At 69.9% G+C, this 20,712-nt stretch carries 17 protein-coding genes and 1 pseudogene; 14 read left to right on the forward strand and 4 right to left on the reverse strand.

Translation table 11 applies throughout. The features are described 5' to 3' along the window. Window positions 1-27 precede the first annotated feature (27 nt). From ACFWA7_RS25620 to ACFWA7_RS25640, 5 genes are all read left to right on the forward strand, one after another. Window positions 28-522 (forward strand): hypothetical protein, encoded by a 495-nt coding sequence (locus tag ACFWA7_RS25620; RefSeq protein ID WP_385545953.1) that lies wholly within the window; start codon window positions 28-30, stop codon window positions 520-522. Window positions 523-538: 16 nt separating this feature from the next. Then, window positions 539-1,897, forward strand: a complete 1,359-nt coding sequence (locus ACFWA7_RS25625; protein WP_385825403.1) for a hypothetical protein — start codon at window positions 539-541, stop codon at window positions 1,895-1,897. A 39-nt stretch (window positions 1,898-1,936) separates the two neighbouring features. Further along, the gene (locus ACFWA7_RS25630) at window positions 1,937-3,163 is read left to right on the forward strand and encodes a S8 family serine peptidase (protein ID WP_385825405.1); all 1,227 of its coding nucleotides are present in this window, start codon (window positions 1,937-1,939) and stop codon (window positions 3,161-3,163) included. Window positions 3,164-3,196: 33 nt separating this feature from the next. Then, on the forward strand, window positions 3,197-3,562 hold the full coding sequence (locus ACFWA7_RS25635; protein WP_385545945.1) for a WXG100 family type VII secretion target: 366 nt from the start codon (window positions 3,197-3,199) through the stop codon (window positions 3,560-3,562). Window positions 3,563-3,678: 116 nt separating this feature from the next. Beyond that, entirely contained in the window at window positions 3,679-3,987 is a 309-nt protein-coding gene (locus tag ACFWA7_RS25640) for a WXG100 family type VII secretion target (RefSeq protein WP_385545942.1), read from the forward strand. A gap of 100 nt (window positions 3,988-4,087) precedes the next feature. On the opposite strand, the gene ACFWA7_RS25645 is transcribed toward ACFWA7_RS25640, so the two are convergent. Together ACFWA7_RS25645 and eccCa are read right to left on the reverse strand one after the other, a co-directional pair. Then, a complete protein-coding gene (locus ACFWA7_RS25645; protein ID WP_385545939.1) occupies window positions 4,088-4,321 on the reverse strand; it encodes a DUF397 domain-containing protein in 234 nt (77 codons plus the stop codon). A gap of 92 nt (window positions 4,322-4,413) precedes the next feature. Next, window positions 4,414-8,361, reverse strand: coding sequence for a type VII secretion protein EccCa (gene eccCa, locus ACFWA7_RS25650; protein ID WP_385825407.1), 3,948 nt, complete (start codon window positions 8,359-8,361; stop codon window positions 4,414-4,416). 172 nt (window positions 8,362-8,533) lie between these two features. On the opposite strand from eccCa, the gene eccD reads away from it, so the two are divergent. From eccD to ACFWA7_RS25680, 6 genes are all read left to right on the forward strand, one after another. Next, complete coding sequence (eccD, locus tag ACFWA7_RS25655; protein ID WP_385545933.1) at window positions 8,534-10,003, forward strand: type VII secretion integral membrane protein EccD; 1,470 nt, start codon at window positions 8,534-8,536, stop codon at window positions 10,001-10,003. 217 nt (window positions 10,004-10,220) lie between these two features. Further along, window positions 10,221-10,511: a 30S ribosomal protein S15 gene (gene rpsO, locus ACFWA7_RS25660; protein ID WP_067164948.1), complete on the forward strand. Its 291-nt coding sequence runs from the start codon at window positions 10,221-10,223 to the stop codon at window positions 10,509-10,511. 293 nt (window positions 10,512-10,804) lie between these two features. Beyond that, window positions 10,805-13,021 (forward strand): polyribonucleotide nucleotidyltransferase, encoded by a 2,217-nt coding sequence (locus ACFWA7_RS25665; RefSeq protein ID WP_385545930.1) that lies wholly within the window; start codon window positions 10,805-10,807, stop codon window positions 13,019-13,021. Beyond that, complete coding sequence (locus tag ACFWA7_RS25670) at window positions 13,018-14,397, forward strand: M16 family metallopeptidase (protein ID WP_385825409.1); 1,380 nt, start codon at window positions 13,018-13,020, stop codon at window positions 14,395-14,397. The genes ACFWA7_RS25665 and ACFWA7_RS25670 overlap by 4 nt, the downstream gene beginning before the upstream one ends. A 34-nt stretch (window positions 14,398-14,431) precedes the next feature. Beyond that, the gene (dapB, locus tag ACFWA7_RS25675; protein WP_385545924.1) at window positions 14,432-15,184 is read left to right on the forward strand and encodes a 4-hydroxy-tetrahydrodipicolinate reductase; all 753 of its coding nucleotides are present in this window, start codon (window positions 14,432-14,434) and stop codon (window positions 15,182-15,184) included. A gap of 15 nt (window positions 15,185-15,199) precedes the next feature. Further along, window positions 15,200-15,643 (forward strand): hypothetical protein, encoded by a 444-nt coding sequence (locus ACFWA7_RS25680; protein ID WP_385825411.1) that lies wholly within the window; start codon window positions 15,200-15,202, stop codon window positions 15,641-15,643. 48 nt (window positions 15,644-15,691) lie between these two features. Here the strand turns inward: ACFWA7_RS25680 and ACFWA7_RS25685 are convergent, their stop codons facing one another. Together ACFWA7_RS25685 and ACFWA7_RS25690 are read right to left on the reverse strand one after the other, a co-directional pair. Then, window positions 15,692-16,243, reverse strand: a complete 552-nt coding sequence (locus ACFWA7_RS25685) for a PH domain-containing protein (RefSeq protein WP_385825413.1) — start codon at window positions 16,241-16,243, stop codon at window positions 15,692-15,694. A 127-nt stretch (window positions 16,244-16,370) separates the two neighbouring features. Then, window positions 16,371-16,607 carry a hypothetical protein gene (locus ACFWA7_RS25690; protein ID WP_385825415.1) on the reverse strand — a complete coding sequence of 79 codons (237 nt, stop codon included), beginning with the start codon at window positions 16,605-16,607 and terminating at the stop codon, window positions 16,371-16,373. A 226-nt stretch (window positions 16,608-16,833) separates the two neighbouring features. On the opposite strand from ACFWA7_RS25690, the pseudogene thyX reads away from it, so the two are divergent. The 3 genes and pseudogenes from thyX to ACFWA7_RS25705 form a co-directional block, all read left to right on the forward strand. Then, window positions 16,834-17,456 (forward strand): annotated as a pseudogene (gene thyX / locus ACFWA7_RS25695) (FAD-dependent thymidylate synthase); the annotation flags it as partial. A 200-nt stretch (window positions 17,457-17,656) separates the two neighbouring features. Then, the gene (dapA, locus tag ACFWA7_RS25700; protein WP_385545913.1) at window positions 17,657-18,556 is read left to right on the forward strand and encodes a 4-hydroxy-tetrahydrodipicolinate synthase; all 900 of its coding nucleotides are present in this window, start codon (window positions 17,657-17,659) and stop codon (window positions 18,554-18,556) included. A gap of 134 nt (window positions 18,557-18,690) precedes the next feature. After that, window positions 18,691-20,376: a ribonuclease J gene (locus ACFWA7_RS25705; RefSeq protein ID WP_385545910.1), complete on the forward strand. Its 1,686-nt coding sequence runs from the start codon at window positions 18,691-18,693 to the stop codon at window positions 20,374-20,376. The last annotated feature ends 336 nt before the right edge of the window (window positions 20,377-20,712 follow it).

Here is a 20,712-nt window from a genome sequence, read left to right on the forward strand (position 1 = left end):
GCCGACGGGGATTTACGGGGAGGAACAGTGGCCGAGCCGAACGGTGGCGGCAGCGGCGGCAAGGGCAGCGGCGGCGGAAAGCCGGACCTCGGCGTCGACGGGGTGAGCCTCGCCGACTTCAAGGGCCGCATGGAGGAACTGCTGCGCAGCCTGGACCAGTCCCCGGCCCGCCACACCAAGATCGCCGACCAGCGGGTGCAGCCCGCCTCGTACGGCAAGGGGTTCGCGGCCGCGGACGAGCTGCACAAGGCGTACGACAAGGTCCGTACGAACCTGGAGCGGCTCACCAAGATCTTCGGTGACCAGATCGAGGGCATGGGCATCGCGGTGCACATCGCGGACAAGGGCTACGGCGGGATCGACGTGGACGAGGCCCACCGCTACCAGGCCATCCGCAAGGAGACGGAGACGTACTACGAGTCTCCGGCGGCCGGTACGAAGGCCCCCGAGAAGGGTCCTGCCGCGCAGGGCCCCGACAAGGGTGGCAAGGGCAACGACGCCGACTCCGGCGGCTTGAAGTAAAGGGGGGGGCACAACGATGGCGACGGACGAATTCGAGGGCATGTCCCTTGAGGCCCTCAACGCGATGCTGGCGTCGGCCAAGCCGGCCGAACTGACCGGCGCGGCCGAGACGCTGGCCGCCGCGGCGCCCGACATCGCGGACATCGCGCGGGACCTGCGCTGGTACATCGACCAGGTCAAGTGGCACGGCGCCGGTGGCGACGCGTTCCGCGAGTGGGGCCGCGGCATGGTGTCGGAGACGTTGGTGCTGGCCGAGTACGCGGGGGTCGTCGGCCAGGAGATGGCCCACGCGGGCCAGGCCCTGACCGAGGCGAAGGCGGCGGTCCCGGCGTCGGACGGCATGTGCTACGCCGACCCCGAGAAGGAGAAGGCGCGGCTGAAGGCGCTGGGGCCGAAGACGAACGAGGCGATCAACCAGCTGAACCGGTTGTCGTCGTACTACAACGCGTCGAAGGATCGGATCTCGGCGCAGCCTGAGCCTAAGTTTGCGCCGTTGCCGGTCCAGCGCAGTGGCGACGAGACCTCCTACGGGGCGAGCTCGTCCTATGGAGGCAGCTCCACCACGCACAGCAATGGCGGCGGTGCCGTGGGCGGGACGTCTTACGCGGCTTCCGGCTCAACGGGTCACCACACCACGGCCGGCAGCGGGGCCGTGGCCCCCGGCTCGGCGGTGACGACACCTTCTGCTACGCACCAGCCGGTGGGAACCGCCATCGACTCGGTCATTGTGGCTCCGCCCCCGGAGACCACGACGCGGCCCACCGGGCCTGCCGTGCCTACTCCGACGCACGGCGGACCGACGACCGTCGTCACCCCGCCGCCCTTCCAGCCTGGCTTGCCCGGTAAGGACGGTTTTGGTCGGCCTTCCACCACGACTCGGGTGAGCACTCCGGGGAGTGGCCCGAATGGCAACCTGCGCGGTCCGGGTATCGCTCGTCCGAGTGGTCTGCCGGGCACCACGCGCGGTATCACCCCCGAGGGCATCAGCGGCGGGCGTCCCACGCCGACGACCGGCCGTGGCTCGACGCCCCGGCTCCCGATGGGCACGGTCGTCGGCGAGGAGCGCGCCGGAACCGGTATGGGCCGTGGGCCCATGGGCGGCGGCATGGGGCACGGCCCCGGCGCGGCGCGTGGTGCGACGGGCATGGGCGGTCGCAGGCTGGCTTCCGAGCCCGGTGGAACTGTGGGGGCCCCGCGTGCGTCTCTCGGTGGGCGTGGTGAATTCACCCCCGGTGGTACGGGGTTGGTGAACGGTAACAAGCGAGGCACGGACCGGCGTCGTTCCACTTCTTCCGAGGCCCCCGACTACCTGGTCGAGGACGAGGAGACGTGGGCGATGGACCACCGCAAGGTCGTCCCGCCGGTCGTCGACTGACGTACGCAAACCATCGCCGCTCAAGGAGTCCGCAGTCCCATGTTCAGCTCAGCCCGCTCGGTGCGCAGCCGCTCGGCACTTCTCGGTGCCGCGGTGGCTGCCGCGCTGGCCTGCTCCGTCGGCACCGCGCCGGCGGCGCTGGCCGACGACATGCGGTCCAAGCAGTGGTACCTGGACGCGATGGACGCGGACGCCATGTGGAAGGTCAGCACTGGTTCCGGAGTCACGGTGGCGGTCGTCGACAGTGGTGTCGACGGCACCGTTCCCGAACTCAAAGGCCGTGTCCTGCTGGGCAAGAACATCGACCAGCCGGCGAAGAGCGCTCGCGAGGACACCAACCGGCACGGGACGAACATGGGGCTGCTCATCGCCGGGAGCGGCGCGCAGGGCGGAGTCAAGGGGCTCGCTCCCGGCGCCAAGGTCCTTCCGGTGAAGGTCTACGAGAACGTCCTGCCGGGGCTGAAGGTCGTCTCACTCGGCATTCGTGCCGCCGCGGACACCGAGGCCAAAATCATTAGCGTCTCGCTTGGTGGCTCGCCCAATGACACCGAGGACGCCGAACTCAAGTCGGCGGTCGACTACGCCCTCAAGAAGGGCAAGTTGATCTTTGCGGCAGCGGGCAATGACGAACTCGACCGCATAGACCACCCCGGTGCGTACCCCGGTGTCGTCGCGGTGAGCGCCATTGACTCCAAGGGTAAGGTCGCGCAGTGGTCCAACCACGGTGCCGGCGTCGGGCTCGCGGCCCCGGGCGATGAGATCCCCGGGTACTGCACGCGCGGCGCCGGGTACTGCGCTTCCCACGGCACCAGCCAAGCCACCGCCCTAACCTCCGCCACAGCCGCCCTGATCTGGTCCGCCCACCCCGCCTGGACCGGCAACCAGGTGCTGCGCGTGATGATGGAGACCGCCGGGCACAACGGCAAGGTGCCGAGTCAGTACATCGGGTACGGCACCGTCCGCCCCGCCCAGGTCCTCCTCAAGGGCAACGGCAACCCGGGCCCCGCCGACGTCAACCCGCTGCTCGCCGCCCGAGGCGCCGGCGCCGGCGCCGGCACATCCACGACTTCCCCCTCTCCCGCAGACACAGCAGACAAGGGGGCAGGCGGTGGCGACCAGGAGAAGCCGCAGGCCGGCAAGGCCGCGGACTCGGGGTCCGAGGACAAGGACTCCGCGCCCTGGACCGTCATCGCCATCATCGCCGCGGCCGCCGTTCTCATCGGCGGCGCCTTCGCGGCGGTACGTGTACGCAACAAGCGAGCGTAATCACTCGCTCGGACACTCACGAGAGGGAAGAGAATGAGCTCCAATCCCGGTGGTCAGAGCATTGGCTACGAGGCCGTCACCAAGGCCAAGAACGCCATTGAGGAAACCGCGCACGACATGAGCCAGCAGATCCGCGTGCTGGCCGACGCGATCGCCACGGTCGGTGCCGGGTGGTCCGGTTCCGGTGCCAACCAGTTCGTGACCGCCCAGGACACGCTGAACCGGCGCCACGACGACATCCGCCGCAAGCTGGACGTCCTCTACAACGCCGTGATCGGCACGAAGAACCTCAACCAGGAGAACGACGAAGAGGTCGACGCCGCGTTCCGGGCGATCAACGCGGAGGGTGGCGCCGCCAGCGGCGGCGTGCCCAACACCTCCAGCCTGAACAGCCTCTAGGCGCTCCGAGACACTCCGAGGCGCTCCGAGGCACCCTTCCGGCGCCGCACGCACGCGCCGCAGCTCATCCGCGTACGTACGCACCCAGCACAGTTCAGACTTCACGAGGAGCAGACATGGGCGACAACGGTCCCGACCTCAAGATTCGGTATGAGAACGTCCAGGAGATCGCGAACAGCATCCGCGCCATCTCCAAGCGCATCACGGACGACCTCGGGCGCATGGAGGCGGCCGTGAACGTCGTCGCCAACACCTGGGACGGCGAGGCGCACGGTCAGTACCTGAAGGTCCAGAAGGACTACCGGGCCGACGCGCACGACATCCAGCAGACGCTGGAGAAGATCGCCAAGACGATCGAGACCGGCAAGGACAGCTACCACGCGACCGACCTGAAGGCGTCGCGGCTGTTCACCGAGGGCTACTGATCCAAGGGCAGGCGCAGGGAAAGGGGGTCACGCCCGCACGGGCGTGACCCCCTTCCGTATGTTCGCTGTGGCCGCTCACGGCCCCGCCACGCTCCGGCGCTCAGCGCAGGTCGAACTCGCCGTCCCGCGCCCCCAGGACGAACGCCGTCCACTCCGCCTCCGTGTACCGCAGCACGGTGTCCGGGTCGAGCGACGACCGCATCGCGACGGCGCCGCCGGGCAGATGGGCGATCTCCACCCGCTCCTCCGCCTCTTCGGTGCCCGGCGCGCTGACCCACTCCACGCCCGAGATGTCCAGGGCGTACAGCTCTTCCTTCTCACGTTCGCTGCCCATGTAGCACGTTCCCTTCGAAGTTCAGTGCCTGTCAGCGTAGTTGGAGCGGGCGGTCCGTACCGCCCGTTCCACCCACTGTCACCGCTCGGCCGTCACTGCTCCGGGAGCCAGCCCAGCTGCACCAGCGGTGTGCCGCGCTTGCGGGAGACGAAGTAGCCGCGGCCCTGCGGCATCGGGCGGGGGCGGACGTTGCCGAGGACGTCGCCCTCGTTCGGGTCGCCCGACAGGACCACGCCCTGTGCGCCGAGCTCCTTGATGCGCTGCATGAAGGACTCGTACATCGAGCGGGACGCGCCCGCCGAGCTGCGGGCGATGATGAAGCGGACGCCGACGTCCCGGGAGAACGGCAGGTTCTCCACCATCACCGAGAGCGGGTTGCCCGCGTTCGTCGAGACCAGCTCGTAGTCGTCGACGATGATGAAGACCTGCGGGCCCGTCCACCAGGAGCGGTCGCGCAGCTGCTGCGGGGTCACGTCCGGCGGCGGCTGGCGGCGCACCATCAGGTCCGCCAGGGCGTTCATGTGCATCTCCAGCGCGCTGGACAGCGGCGCGTACTCCAGCAGATGCGTCTGAGGGACCACGTCCAGGAGTGAGCGGCGGTAGTCGCCGACCACGATCTTCGCCTCGTCCGGCGAGTACCGCTCGGAGATCTTCTGGGCGAGGTGGCGCAGCAGCGCCGTCTTGCCCGACTCGCTCTCACCGAAGACGAGGAAGAACGGGTCGGTCTCGAAGTCGACGAACACCGGCTCCAGATTGGTCTCGTCGATGCCGATCGCCACACCGTGCTGCGGGTACTCGAAGCCCTTCGGCAGCTGGTCGGCCGGGAGCCTGCGGGGGAGCAGCCGGACGGTGGGGGCCGCCGGGCCCTGCCACGCCTCCTTGACCGTGCGCACGAACGCCTCGGTCGCCTCGGAGAGCGTCTCCGGCTCGCACGAGCCGTCCATGCGCGGCAGCGCCGACATGAAGTGCAGCTTCTCCGCGACCTGGCCGCGGCCCGGCATGCCCACCGGCACGTTCGCGGCGACCTTGCGGTCGAACTCGGAGTCCATCGAGTCGCCGAGCCGCAGCTCCAGCCGGCCCAGGATCTGGTCCTTGAGCGCGGCGCGCACCTCCATGTAGCGGGAGGCGGTGAGGATGACGTGGATGCCGTAGCCGAGGCCCCGGCTCGCGATGTCCTGGACGACGCCGTCGAGCATCTCGTAGTCGCCGCGGAACGCGCCCCAGCCGTCGATGACGAGGAACACGTCGCCCCAGGCCTCGCCCGGCAGCTCACCGGCCGCGCGGCGGCGCCGGTAGGTGGAGATGGAGTCGATGCCGTTGGCGCGGAAGAACTCCTCGCGCCGGTTCAGCACGCCCGCGACCTCCGCCACCGTACGCCGCACCCGCTCGGGGTCCAGGCGCGAGGCGATGCCGCCCACGTGCGGCAGGCCGGCGATGGCTGACAGACCGCCACCGCCGAAGTCGAGCCCGTAGAACTGCACTTCGTGCGGGGTGTGGGTGAGCGCGAACGACGAGATCAGGGTGCGCAGCAGCGTCGACTTGCCGGACTGCGGGCCGCCGACGAGCAGCATGTGGCCCGCCGCGCCCGAGAAGTCCCGGTAGAGCACCTCGCGGCGCTGCTCGAAGGGCTTGTCGATGAGGCCGAGCGGCACGATCAGACCGCCCGGGCGGGTGTACTCCGTCGCGTTCAGACCGCGCTCCGCGGTCGTCGCGATGCCCGGCAGCAGCTGGTCGAGCGAGGGCGCGTCGTCCAGCGGCGGCAGCCACACCTGGTGGGCGGGCACGCCCTGCCCCTCCAGGCGCCGCACGATCACGTCGAGCACCGTGTCGGCCAGCGCGTCGTCCTCGCCCGGGCCCCTGAGGGCCGCCGGGTCGGGCGCCGCGTAGACGACCGGCACCGGGGTCGCGGTGAACAGCGCGGGGCGCCGCTCGATGGGCAGCGGGCCCACCGACAGGTCGGGGCCGCCGGAGCGGTAGGTGCCCGACACGTATGCCGCCTTGAAGCGGACCATCTCGTCCGTGCCGAACTTGAGGTAGCCCGAGCCCGGCACCGACGGCAGGTGGTAGGCGTCGGGGACGCCGAGCGCCGTACGCGACTCGGCCGCCGAGAAGGTGCGCAGACCCACGCGGTACGAGAGGTACGTGTCGAGGCCGCGCAGCTTGCCCTCCTCCAGGCGCTGCGAGGCAAGCAGCAGATGCACGCCGAGGGAGCGGCCGATGCGGCCGATCTGGATGAACATGTCGATGAAGTCGGGCTTGGCGGTGAGGAGTTCGGAGAACTCGTCGATCACCAGGACCAGCGAGGCCAGCGGCTCCAGCGGGGCGCCCGCCGCGCGCGCCTTCTCGTAGTCGTGCATGTTGGCGTAGTTGCCCGCCGAGCGCAGCAGCTCCTGGCGGCGCTGGAGCTCGCCGCGGATCGCGTCGCCCATGCGGTCGACCAGGGTGAGGTCGTCCGCCAGGTTGGTGATGACCGCCGCCACGTGCGGCATCTGCGACATACCGGTGAAGGTCGCGCCGCCCTTGAAGTCCGCGAGGACGAAGTTCAGCGTCTCCGAGGTGTGGGTGACCGCGAGGCCGAGCACCAGGGTGCGCAGCAGCTCCGACTTGCCGGAGCCGGTCGCGCCCACGCACAGGCCGTGCGGGCCCATGCCCTCCTGCGCAGCCTCCTTGAGGTCCAGCATCACCGGCTGGCCGTCCTCGCCGACACCGATCGGCACCCGCAGCCGCTCGGCCGTCGAGCGCGGCCGCCAGGTGCGGGCCACGTCGATGGAGCCCGCGTCGCCCAGGTTCAGCAGGTCCGTGAAGTCCAGGTTGGCGAGCAGCGGCTCGTCGTCGTCCCCGCCGCCCATCTGCAGCGGCGCGAGCTGGCGGGCCAGCGCCTCGGCGGCCGGCAGCGACATCTGGTCGGGCACGCCCTCGTACGCCATCCCGAAGCCCGACTCCAGGCGCAGCCGGCCCGGCCGCACGACCACCGAGAGACCGCCGCGCGGCTCGTCGAGCTCGCCCGGCACCACCTCGATGATGGTGACGCCCTGCAGCCCCTCGGCGGCCGCGAACATCGAGTCCGGCGGCACCATCCCGCCGTCCAGGACCACCACCAGGTGCGGCTGGTCCAGGACCGGCTGGTTGTCCCGGCTGAACCGGGGCCGCCCGTCCAGCCTGCTGTGCAGCAGCAGTTCCAGTTCGCCCAGGTCGTCACCGAACAGCCGCTTCGTACCGGCCCCGTCGACCTGGCCGGGCACCTGGGTGTGCGGCAGCCACTTCGTCCAGTCCCAGCGCTCCACCGCGCCCGGCGCCGCCACCACGGCGACCATCAGGTCGTCGGCGGAGTGCAGCGTCACCAGCTGCGCCACCAGCGCGCGCGCGGCCGACTGGGAGGCGTCGGGGTCGCCGGAGACCGTCACGTGGTAAAAGGCGCGCATCGAGACCGCCATCGGCAGCCCGTCCAGCGAGCCGTGCACCGCCAGGAACTGCTGCATCGCGCCCGCGCACAGCGGCTCCAGCTCGTCCACCGGCGCCGTCTCCGGCGCTATCAGCGGGGTGGCGAGCTGCTGGGCGCCCAGGCCGATCCGGGCCTGCCCGAAGTCGTCGTCGCCGACCCGGCGCTCCCAGACCCGCGAGCCCTCCGCGACCACCGACCACAACTGCTCGGGCGCCGGGTGCAGATACAGCTGCGCGTCGCGCTGGCGGCGCGCGGTCTTGCGCACCGTGCGCCGCGTCTGGGCGAGGTACTTGAGGTAGTCGCGCCGGACATCTGCCATTTGCCCCTGCGCACCCTTGCGGAACTTCACCAGCTGCGCGATCACCATGGCCAGCGTCGACACCAGCATCAGCGCGCCCATGATCTTCATGAACGGTGCCGAGTTGGGCATGAAGAAGAACACCACCGACGAGCCCATGCCGAGCATCGGCAGGAGCTGCATCAGCATCGACTCCTGCTGTCCGCGCGGCAGCTCCGGCGGTGCCTCCAGCCGCAGTTCGTCCGAGGACACTTCGGGCGGCAAGGACCGCGGCGGGCGTTTGACGACGATCTGGCTCACCGGAGCATCAATCCCTCGATACGGACGGTCACTTGCGTTCCGGCGCCCCCGTGACCGCTCATTTCGGGGACTCCCTGCGCGCGACGGTGATCCTACTTGCAGCCTGTGACACCGGAGCCCGGTAGGGTGGCGCGCGCAGTGTGCGCAACCGCGAATCAGGGGGTCCGAGGACGTGAGTACGACCGCAGCGACAGGCTTCTGCCGGGTCACGGTGGTGGCGCCCGACAGTCGCATCGATGTGGCCCTCCCGGAGGACATCGCCGTCGCCGACGTCTATCCGGAGATCCTCCGGCTCACCGGCCAGACCCAGCCGGCGGGCGCGCCCACCGGCTACCACCTGGTGCGCCGCGACGGCACCGTCCTCGACGGCGCCCGCACCCTCGCGGCCCAGCAGGTCCTCGACGGGGAACTGCTGAGCCTGCGCCCGTTCGCCGAGTCGCTGCCGCCCGCCGTCTTCGACGACGTCTCGGACGCCGTCGCCTCGGCCGTCACCCGCGACCGCCATCTGTGGAGCGACGACCTGCTGCGCGGCGCCGGCCTGGTCGGCGGCGTCCTGCTGCTCGTCCTGATGGGCTTCGTCCTCTGGTACGCGGACCCGGTCGACCACGACATGCACGGCCTGCCCGGCATCATCGCCGGCTCCGCGGGACTGCTGCTCACCGCCTTCGCGGGGGTCCGGGCCCGGGTCTACTCCGACCGCGCCAGCGCCGTGGCCCTGGGCCTGGGCGCGCTGCCGCTGCTGCTGATCGCCGGCTCCGGCATCATCGGCCCGGACAGCGGCGGACCCGGCAAGCTCCAGTTCCTGCTCGGCTGCGTCACCGTCCTGGTCGCCTCGGTGTCCCTGGTCGTCCTCACCCCGAGCGGCGACGCCCCGTTCGTGGCGGCCACCTTCCTCGCCGCCACCGGCACCCTCGCCACCTTCGTGGCGATCCTCACCGAGTCCACCGCCACCCGGACGGCCGCGGTCTGCGCCCCGGTCGCCATCGGCCTGGTCGCCTTCCTGCCGGGCCTCTCGGCCCGCTTCGCCCGGCTCCCCATCGGCTACGCCTCCCCGCGCAGCGCCGCCGGAGACGACTTCGGCGCCGAGCCCAGCAGCGCCCCCGACGCCCGCCCCGTCGACGCCGAGCGCATAGCCGCCCAGGCCCGGCGCGGCCACGAGATGCTGCTCGGCCTGGTCGGCGGCTGCGCCGCGACCGTGGTCGGCTCCGCCGCCGTCCTCGGCTTCTCGCACAGCGTCTACGGCCAGCTCCTCGCGCTCACCGCCGGGCTCGCCATGCTGCTGCGCGCGCGTCTGTTCCGCTACACCTCGCAGGTCGCCTGCGTCCTGGTGGCCGGGATCGCCGCGATCGCCCTGCTGGTCCTCGGCCTCTCCCTGAACCCGCCCGGCGACCTGCTGTACGACTTCGTCCGCTACGGCGACCGGGGCTCCCTCGACATCCGTACGATCTGGCTCTCCGCGGCCGTCGCGGCCGGCGCCGCCCTGATCACCGCCATCGGCCTGATCATCCCGAAGAAGGGCCTCTCGCCGTTCTGGGGCCGCACCCTCGACCTCGCCGAGGGCGCCGTACTGCTCTCGCTGGTCCCGCTCTGCCTGGCCGTCCTGGACATCTTCGACCGGGCCCGCTCGCTCACCAGCGGCTGACGGGCCCGGGGGCCCCGGGACACGCCCGGGGGTGGGCGACCCCCGATCGGACGAGTCCCGGCGTACTGGTACGCTGTGTGACGGCCGTTTGTGTACGCGTCTTCGGAGTCTTCTGAAGGCTGCGCCCAGCGGATCCCCGCCTCCCGAGTAACGGAAGCTCCCCTGAGACAAAGACCAGGGGCACTCGGTGGCACATTTCGACTACGAGGAGTACCGAGTGTCTCTCGACGCCGCTACGAAGAAGCAGATCATGTCCGAGTTCGGCCAGAAGGAGGGCGACACCGGCTCCCCCGAGGTTCAGGTCGCCATGCTCTCCCGCCGCATCTCGGACCTGACCGAGCACCTCAAGACCCACAAGCATGACCACCACTCCCGTCGTGGTCTGCTGATCCTGGTGGGCCAGCGCCGCCGCCTGCTGCAGTACCTGGCCAAGAAGGACATCCAGCGCTTCCGTGCGCTGGTCGACCGCCTGGGCATCCGCCGCGGTGCGGCCGGCGGCGCCAAGTAAGTCGCCGTGAAGGGAGCGGTTCCCACCTATTAGGGGGCCGCTCCCTTTGCTGTACGTGCGGGACGTACCGGACGCTCAGTAGTCTGGTCGTACAACGCAACACGCAACGCAACACACAATGAGCGAGAAGCCTCCTCCCGCCGCCGGTCCTCGGTAGTGGCCTCCGGGGAGACAACGCCCCCGGATGCTTCGATCGAAGACCGGCCCGCAGCCCAGGAGGGCTTCTCCGCCACACCGTCCCCCCGCCACACGGGCCCGGGGACGAAAGACGATGAGTATCGGAGAAAATGCTAGTGGAGAACGAGACCCACTACGCCGAGGCCGTTATTGACAACGGATCCTTCGGCACCCGCACCATCCGCTTCGAGACGGGCCGCCTGGCCAAGCAGGCCGCCGGCTCCGCCGTCGCGTACCTGGACGACGACACGATGGTCCTGTCGGCCACCACCGCGTCCAAGAAGCCCAAGGACCAGCTCGACTTCTTCCCCCTGACGGTGGACGTCGAGGAGCGGATGTACGCGGCCGGCAAGATCCCCGGCTCCTTCTTCCGCCGGGAGGGCCGCCCCTCCGAGGACGCGATCCTCACCTGCCGCCTGATCGACCGCCCGCTGCGCCCGTCCTTCAAGAAGGGCCTGCGCAACGAGATCCAGGTCGTCGCCACGATCATGGCGCTCAACCCCGACCACCTGTACGACGTGGTCGCCATCAACGCCGCCTCCTGCTCCACGCAGCTGGCCGGCCTGCCCTTCTCCGGCCCGATCGGCGGCGTCCGCGTCGCGCTGATCCGCGGCCAGTGGGTGGCCTTCCCGACGCACACCGAGCTTGAGGACGCCGTCTTCGACATGGTCGTCGCGGGTCGCGCCCTTGAGGACGGCGACGTCGCGATCATGATGGTCGAGGCCGAGGCCACCGACAAGACGATCCAGCTGGTCAAGGGCGGCGCCGAGGCGCCGACCGAGGAGGTCGTCGCCGCCGGTCTGGACGCCGCGAAGCCCTTCATCAAGGTGCTCTGCAAGGCCCAGGCCGAGCTCGCCGCCAAGGCCGCGAAGCCGACCGGCGAGTTCCCGGTCTTCCTCGACTACCAGGACGACGTCCTGGAGGCGCTCAGCGCCGCGGTCAAGGGCGAGCTCGCCCAGGCGCTGACCATCGCGGGCAAGCTGGACCGCGAGGCCGAGCTGGACCGCGTCAAGGAGCTGGCCGCCGAGAAGCTCCTGCCGGCCTTCGAGGGCCGCGAGAAGGAGATCTCCGCCGCGTACCGCGCGCTGACCAAGAAGCTGGTCCGCGAGCGCGTCATCAAGGACAAGGTCCGCATCGACGGCCGCGGGATCACGGACATCCGTACCCTGGCCGCCGAGGTCGAGGCCATCCCGCGCGTGCACGGCTCGGCGCTGTTCGAGCGTGGCGAGACCCAGATCCTGGGCGTCACCACCCTCAACATGCTCCGTATGGAGCAGCAGCTGGACACCCTTTCCCCGGTGACCCGCAAGCGCTACATGCACAACTACAACTTCCCGCCGTACTCGGTCGGCGAGACCGGCCGCGTGGGCTCGCCCAAGCGCCGCGAGATCGGCCACGGCGCGCTCGCCGAGCGCGCGATCGTGCCGGTCCTGCCGACGCGCGAGGAGTTCCCGTACGCGATCCGTCAGGTGTCCGAGGCCCTCGGCTCCAACGGCTCGACGTCCATGGGCTCGGTCTGCGCCTCCACCATGTCGCTGCTGAACGCCGGTGTGCCGCTCAAGGCCCCCGTCGCCGGTATCGCCATGGGTCTGATCTCCCAGGAGATCGACGGCAAGACGCACTACGTCGCCCTCACCGACATCCTCGGTGCGGAGGACGCCTTCGGCGACATGGACTTCAAGGTCGCCGGTACGAAGGAGTTCGTCACCGCCCTCCAGCTCGACACCAAGCTGGACGGCATCCCGGCCTCCGTCCTGGCCGCGGCCCTCAAGCAGGCCCGCGACGCCCGCCTCCACATCCTCGACGTGATGATGGAAGCGATCGACACGCCGGACGAGATGTCCCCGAACGCCCCGCGGATCATCACCGTCAAGATCCCGGTGGACAAGATCGGTGAGGTCATCGGCCCCAAGGGCAAGATGATCAACCAGATCCAGGAGGACACCGGCGCCGAGATCACGATCGAGGACGACGGCACCATCTACATCGGTGCCCAGGTCGGCTCGCAGGCCGAGGCCGCCCGCGCCACGATCAACGCGATCGCCAACCCGACCATGCCGGAGGTCGGCGAGCGCTACCTGGGTACGGTCGTCAAGACCACCACCTTCGGTGCCTTCGTCTCCCTCATGCCCGGCAAGGACGGTCTGCTGCACATCTCGCAGATCCGCAAGCTCGCCGGTGGCAAGCGCGTGGAGAACGTCGAGGACGTGCTCGCGGTCGGCTCCAAGGTCCAGGTCGAGATCGCGGAGATCGACTCCCGCGGCAAGCTCTCGCTGATCCCGGTCGTCGAGGGTGAAGACGGCGACGAGACGAAGGACGACACCGACAAGTGACGTCCCGTAGCTCCAAGACGACGGCCCGCACCTCTTCGGAGGCGCGGGCCGTCGCCCGTACCCAAACGCTTCTCCAGGGCACCAACGGCATCGGCACCGTCCGCCGCACGACCCTCCCCGGCGGCCTGCGCGTCGTCACCGAGACGCTGCCCTCCGTACGGTCGGCGACCTTCGGCATCTGGGTCCAGGTCGGCTCCCGCGACGAGACGCCCACGCTCAACGGCGCCACGCACTATCTGGAGCACCTCCTCTTCAAGGGCACGCGCAAGCGCAGCGCCCTCGACATCTCCTCCGCGATCGACGCGGTCGGCGGCGAGATGAACGCCTTCACGGCGAAGGAGTACACCTGCTACTACGCGCGCGTGCTCGACACCGACCTGCCGCTGGCGATCGACGTCGTCTGCGACATGCTGACCGGCTCCCTCATCCTCGAAGAGGATGTGGACGCCGAGCGCGGTGTCATCCTCGAAGAGATCGCGATGACCGAGGACGACCCGGGCGACTGCGTGCACGACCTGTTCGCGCACACCATGCTCGGCGACACCCCGCTGGGCCGCCCGGTCCTCGGCACGGTCGACACGATCAACGCGCTGACCCGGGCGCAGGTCGCCCGCTTCTACAAGAAGCACTACGACCCGCGCCACCTCGTCGTCGCGGCGGCCGGAAACGTCGACCACGCCACCGTCGTACGCCAGGTCCGCAAGGCCTTCGAGAAGGCCGGCGCGCTCACCCGTACGGACGCGGTCCCGGTCGCCCCGCGCGAGGGCGTCCGCACCCTGAGGACGGCGGGCCGCGTCGAGCTCCTCAACCGGCGCACCGAGCAGGCGCACGTCGTCCTCGGCATGCCGGGCCTGGCCCGCACCGACGAGCGCCGCTGGGCGCTCGGCGTGCTGAACACGGCCCTGGGCGGCGGTATGTCGTCCCGCCTCTTCCAGGAGGTACGGGAGAAGCGCGGCCTCGCCTACAGCGTGTACTCGTACACCTCGGGCTTCGCCGACTGCGGCCTGTTCGGCGTGTACGCGGGCTGCCGCCCCAGCCAGGTCCACGACGTCCTGAAGATCTGCCGGGACGAGCTGGACCGGGTCGCCTCGGACGGGCTGTCGGACGAGGAGATCGGCCGCGCGGTCGGCCAGCTCTCCGGCTCGACCGTCCTGGGCCTTGAGGACACGGGCGCGCTGATGAACCGCATCGGCAAGAGCGAGCTGTGCTGGGGCACCCAGATGTCGGTCGACGACATGCTGGCCCGGATAGCCGCGGTCACCCCGGACGACGTCCGCGAGGTGGCCCGTGATGTGCTGGGTCAGCGTCCCTCGCTGTCCGTCATCGGCCCGCTGAAGGACAAGCAGGCCGACCGCCTCCATGAAGCGGTCTCCTGATCCGTACGTGTACGCAAGGACGTAAGGAAGCAACATGAGCAAGCTGCGCGTGGCGGTTCTCGGCGCCAAGGGCCGCATCGGTTCCGAAGCGGTACGGGCCGTGGAAGCGGCCGAGGACATGGAGCTGGTGGCCGCGCTCGGCCGGGGCGACAAGCTTGAGGCGCTCGCCGACGCGGACGCCCAGGTCGTGGTCGAACTGACCACCCCCGCCTCGGTGATGGGCAACCTCGACTTCTGTGTGCGCCACGGGATGCACGCGGTCGTCGGCACCACCGGCTGGACCGAGGACCGCCTCGCGCAGCTCACCACCTGGCTGGACGGCTCGCCGTCCACCGGTGTGCTCATCGCGCCGAACTTCTCCATCGGGGCCGTCCTGACGATGAAGTTCGCGCAGCTCGCCGCCCCCTACTTCGAGTCCGTCGAGGTCGTCGAGCTGCACCACCCCAACAAGGTGGACGCGCCCTCGGGCACCGCGACGCGCACCGCGCAGCTGATCGCGGCGGCCCGCGCCGAGGCGGGGGTCGGCCCCGCGCCGGACGCCACGGCGACGGCGCTGGACGGGGCGCGCGGCGCGGACGTCGACGGCGTCCCCGTCCACGCGATCCGGCTGCGCGGTCTGCTGGCGCACCAGGAGGTCCTCCTGGGCGCCGAGGGCGAGACGCTGACGATCCGTCATGACTCGCTCCACCACAGCAGCTTCATGCCGGGCATCCTGCTCGGCGCGCGCCGCGTGGTGACCACTCCGGGCCTGACCTTCGGCCTGGAACACTTCCTCGACCTGAACTGAGCTGGACTGCCGGTCATGCGCGCAAAGATCACTTACTTCGTCACGGCTGCCGTCCTGGTCTTCTACTTCGTCCTGGTCGGCAGCCGGGGCCTGATGCTCATCCAGGACGGCAAGCTGATCACCGTCACCATGGGGATCGCGGTCCTGGTGCTGCCGCTGATCGGCATCTGGTTCCTCTGGGCCAACACCCGCTTCGTGACCCGGGCCAACGCCCTCGCCGCCGAACTGGAGGCCGAGGACGGCCTCCCGGTCGACGAACTGGTCCGCACCCCGGCCGGCCGCATCGACCGCGACTCGGCCGACGAGGTCTTCGCCCGCCGCAAGGCCGAGACGGAGGACGCGCCGAACGACTGGCGCTGCTGGTTCCGCCTGGCCGTGGCCTACCAGGACGCCCGCGACACCCCCCGCGCCCGCAAGGCGATGCAGCGGGCCATCACGCTGCGGGAGGCGGCGGAGTAGTCGGCGGAGCGGTTTGTACGCCGGTGCCCCGCGGGGCACCGCCCGGGATCAGGGGCGCCCGTACTCCGCGCCCCAGACCTCCACGGTGTCGGCCGCTCGGTCGAACGCCTCGACGCGCGACAGGAAGTCCGCGTTGTGGTCGGTGAGCAGCACCGGAAGCGTCGCCCCGCCGCGCCGGGAGACGAGCAGCGCCTGCCCCTGCACGGTCCGGGGCAGCCCGAGCCACCGCACCGGCTGCTGCACCGTCCGTACGTCCTCGATCTGCTGCCACGGCATTGTGGAGGTGCGCAGGAAGCGGACCCGCCGCAGCCCGGCCCGGCTGACCCAGACGCCCATCCGCAGCAGTCGCAGCGCCGACGCGATCACGGCGAGGGCGACCACCAGGACAGCGAGCGCCGCGGCCGGACCGCCGGTGAACGCGATGATCACCGCGGCGAGCAGCACGAACGAGGCCAGGAGCAGCAGCACGGCGGCCGCTCCGACCCGCCAGGGGCCCGGTCGGTAGGGACGCCGCCAGCGGTCGTGGTCGTCGAAGGGCAGCGCGACATCGTCGGCGGTCGCATCGAATGCGCGGTCGGCCGTCAGGAAGGGCAGGGGCACGACTGATCCTCACTCACAAGCACGCTCGATTGGCTGTGCCCGGTGAGGCTACCCAGGAGGCAGTCGGACGACCACTTTCGGGGGGCCATGGGGGTGTCTCCCACGCCACTCGGACAATGGGGGAGAGTCAGCGGCCGTCCGCCTGGGACTGCTGGGAGTGTCCCGGAGACTGGGCCGGTTCGAGCGCGGGCAGGCCGAACAGGAGCGAGCCCGCGAGCCCGGCGACCACGGTGAGCCCGACCAGCGTACGGCCCAGTATTCGGCCGGCGCCGGCACGCTCGCGCGGCGGCGGGGCGACATTGCTGCGGAAGCGGTCGGCCTCGGCGACGAACGTGAAGGGGACGGACTCCCGCCGGCGGAACATGAGGGGCTTCTCCTTGCCTCTGGGGTGGTGCACGGGCTGTGGTGGAGTGCTCGAACTGTGATGCGTCTACTGATACAGACGCGCGGAGTTGAGGATTGGTGCCCGAATTCCCCGAATTGGCCGAAGAATTCTATGACGGTTCGTCAGGGCGGGCGTTGTCGGTGCCGGGCCGTAGGGTGGTCGCCTCCGTACCGACTGGGAGGACCCGTCGGTGACCGACACCCCCGCCGGCGGGCAGTCCCTGGAGGAGTTCCAGAAAGATCCCGAGCGCTCCAGCGGCTTGATCAACTACCTGATGCGGGACCGGCACGGCAGCCCCTTCGAGCACAACTCGATGACGTTCTTCATCAGCGCCCCGATCTTCGTCTTCCGCGAGTTCATGCGGCACCGGGTGGGCTGGTCGTACAACGAGGAGTCCGGCCGCTACCGGGAGCTCCAGCCGGTGTTCTACGTGCCGGGAGCCGACCGCAAGCTCACCAGCAGGGCCGCCCCGGCACGTACGAGTTCGTGGCGGGTACCGAGGCCCAGCAGGAGCTGACAGCCCGCGCGATGAAGGACTCCTGCCGCCAGGCGTACGAGGCCTACCAGGAGATGCTGGCGGCGGGCGTGGCCCGCGAGGTCGCCCGCGCCGTGCTTCCGGTCGGCCTGCTCTCGTCGGTGTACGCGACGTGCAACGCCCGTTCCCTGATGCACTTCCCGGGGCTGCGCATTCAGCACGAGCGGGCGAAGGTGCCGTCGTTCCCGCAGCGGGAGATCGAGATGGTCGGCGAGAAGATGGAGGAGCACTGGGCGAAGCTCATGCCGCTCACCTATGCCGCCTTCGACACCAACGGCCGCGTCGCCCCTTAAGTGGCCCGAATCCGCCCGTACGGGCACAGATGTACGGATAGCCCGCGCAAAGTGTCCGTATTGCGGCGTTTCGTGAAGTTCATCTAGGCTGATCAAACGGACCCGGCACTGCTTGAACCCCCGAGCAGGCAGTGCCGGGCTCCCTCTGCCACATCCCCCGAGGGGACACCCGGCGCTGAGCAGCGAGTAGCGTGTTACCCATGGCTCCGATCTCCACTCCGCAGACCCCCTTCGGGCGGGTCCTCACCGCCATGGTCACGCCCTTCACGGCGGACGGCGCACTCGACCTCGACGGCGCGCAGCGGCTCGCCGTCCACCTGGTCGACGCAGGTAACGACGGACTGATCGTCAACGGCACCACCGGCGAGTCCCCGACCACCAGCGACGCGGAGAAAGACCAGCTCGTACGGGCCGTACTGGAAGCGGTCGGAGACCGGGCCCACGTCGTCGCCGGCATCGGCACCAATGACACGCGTCACACCCTGGAGCTGGCCCGCACGGCCGAACGCTCCGGCGCACACGGCCTGCTCGCCGTCACGCCGTACTACAACAAGCCCCCTCAGGAGGGCCTGTACCGGCACTTCTCGGCCATCGCCGACGCCACCGAGCTCCCGGTGATGCTCTACGACATCCCCGGCCGCAGCGGTGTCCCGATCGACACCGAAACCCTGGTGCGCCTCGCCGAGCACCCGCGTATCGTCGCCAACAAGGACGCCAAGGGCGACCTCGGCCGTGCCAGCTGGGCCATCGCCCGCTCCGGCCTCGCCTGGTACTCCGGCGACGACATGCTCAACCTGCCACTGCTCTCGGTCGGCGCTGTCGGCTTCGTCTCCGTCGTCGGCCATGTGGTCACCCCCGAGCTGCGTGCGCTCCTCGACGCGTACCTTTCGGGCAACGTCCAGAAGGCCACCGAGATCCACCAGCGGCTGCTCCCGGTGTACACGGGCATGTTCCGTACCCAGGGAGTGATCACCACCAAGGCCGCGCTGGCCCTCCAGGGGCTCCCCGGCGGGCCGCTGCGACTGCCGATGGTCGACCTGACGGCGGAGGAAACCGCCCAGCTCAAGATCGATCTTGCGGCCGGCGGGGTACAGCTCTAGCTCCTGCGGGGTAGAGCTGTCACCACAGACTTCACAACTGAATACGAAGAACGAAACCGACAACAGCAAGTGCACGAATGTCATGCGCGCCACGTGCCCTATAGGTACGTGGCGTGCGTGGTGAGGAGAGTCTTTTGAGTCATCCGCATCCCGAACTCGGCACCCCGCCGCAGCTTCCCAAGAATGGCCTGCGCGTCACCCCGCTCGGCGGCCTCGGCGAAATCGGCCGGAACATGACGGTCTTCGAGTACGGCGGCCGCCTGCTCATCGTCGACTGCGGCGTGCTCTTCCCCGAGGAGGAGCAGCCCGGCGTCGACCTGATCCTGCCGGACTTCAGCAGCATCAGGGACCGCCTCGACGACATCGAGGGCATCGTGCTCACGCACGGCCACGAGGACCACATCGGCGGCGTCCCGTACCTGCTCCGCGAGAAGCCGGACATCCCGCTGATCGGCTCCAAGCTGACCCTCGCGCTGATCGAGGCGAAGCTCCAGGAGCACCGCATCCGCCCGTACACGCTGGAGGTCTCCGAGGGCGACCGCGAGCGCCTGGGCCCCTTCGACTGCGAGTTCATCGCGGTCAACCACTCCATCCCGGACGCCCTCGCGGTCGCCATCCGCACCCCCGCGGGCCTGGCCGTCGCCACCGGCGACTTCAAGATGGACCAGCTCCCGCTGGACGGGCGCCTCACGGACCTGCACGCCTTCGCCCGGCTGAGCGAGGAGGGCATCGACCTCCTCCTCTCCGACTCGACGAACGCCGAGGTCCCCGGCTTCGTGCCGCCGGAGCGGGACATCTCCAACGTCCTGCGCACGGTGTTCGCCAACGCCGACAAGCGGATCATCGTGGCCAGCTTCGCCAGCCATGTGCACCGCATCCAGCAGATCCTGGACGCCGCCCACGAGTACGGCCGCCGGGTCGCCTTCGTCGGCCGCTCGATGGTCCGCAACATGGGCATCGCGCGCGACCTCGGCTATCTGAAGGTCCCCGCGGGTCTCGTCGTGGACGTCAAGACCCTCGACGACCTGCCGGACGACGAGGTCGTGCTGGTCTGCACCGGTTCGCAGGGCGAGCCCATGGCGGCCCTGTCTCGAATGGCCAACCGCGACCACCAGATCCGGATCGTCCAGGGCGACACGGTGATCCTGGCGTCGTCCCTGATCCCGGGCAACGAGAACGCGGTCTACCGCGTCATCAACGGCCTGACCCGCTGGGGCGCGAACGTCGTCCACAAGGGCAATGCCAAGGTGCACGTCTCGGGCCACGCCTCGGCCGGCGAGCTGCTGTACTTCTACAACATCTGCAAGCCGAAGAACCTGATGCCGGTCCACGGCGAATGGCGCCACCTGCGGGCGAACGCGGAGCTCGGAGCTCTCACCGGCGTCCCGAAGAACCACATCGTCATCGCCGAGGACGGCGTGGTCGTCGACCTGGTCGACGGCGCCGCGAAGATCGTCGGCAAGGTCCAGGCGGGTTACGTGTACGTGGACGGCCTCTCGGTCGGCGACGTCACCGAGTCCTCGCTCAAGGACCGCCGCATCCTCGGGGACGAGGGCATCATCTCGGTCTTCGTGGTCATCGACGCGTCGAGCGGCAAGATCGTCAGCGGTCCGACGATCCAGGCACGCGGCTCCGGCATCGAGGACTCGGCGTTCACGCCGGCGCTCTCGAAGGTCGAAGAGGCGATCAACAAGTCCGCCCAGGACGGCGTCGTGGAGCCCCACCAGCTCCAGCAGCTGATCCGCCGCTCGGTCGGCAAGTGGGTCTCGGACACGTACCGTCGGCGCCCGATGATCCTCCCGGTCGTCGTCGAGGTCTGACGACCCGTCTGATACCAACGGCGTACGCCCGGAGCGGGGCCCCTCGATTTGCGTCGGGGCGCCCCGCTCCAGTACGTTTACATCTCCTCCAGACGGGAACCCGGCACCTTGGCGTGTCCTCCCGCGTCATCGACGCGGGACACCAGGGAAACCGAACGGGAGGGAAATTCCGACTCAGAATCTCTGATAAAGTCGGAGTCGCCGGAAAGGGAAACGCGAAAGCGAAAACCTGGAAAGCGAGTCCCGCTGACTGGGAATCGGACACGAAAGAGTCTGATAGAGTCGGAAACGAAGGAAGCGCCCGGAGGGCCCGGAAACGGGAACAAAGGAAGCGTC

The sequence above is a fragment of the Streptomyces sp. NPDC059994 genome, from assembly GCF_042737755.1.
Lineage (GTDB): Bacteria > Actinomycetota > Actinomycetes > Streptomycetales > Streptomycetaceae > Streptomyces.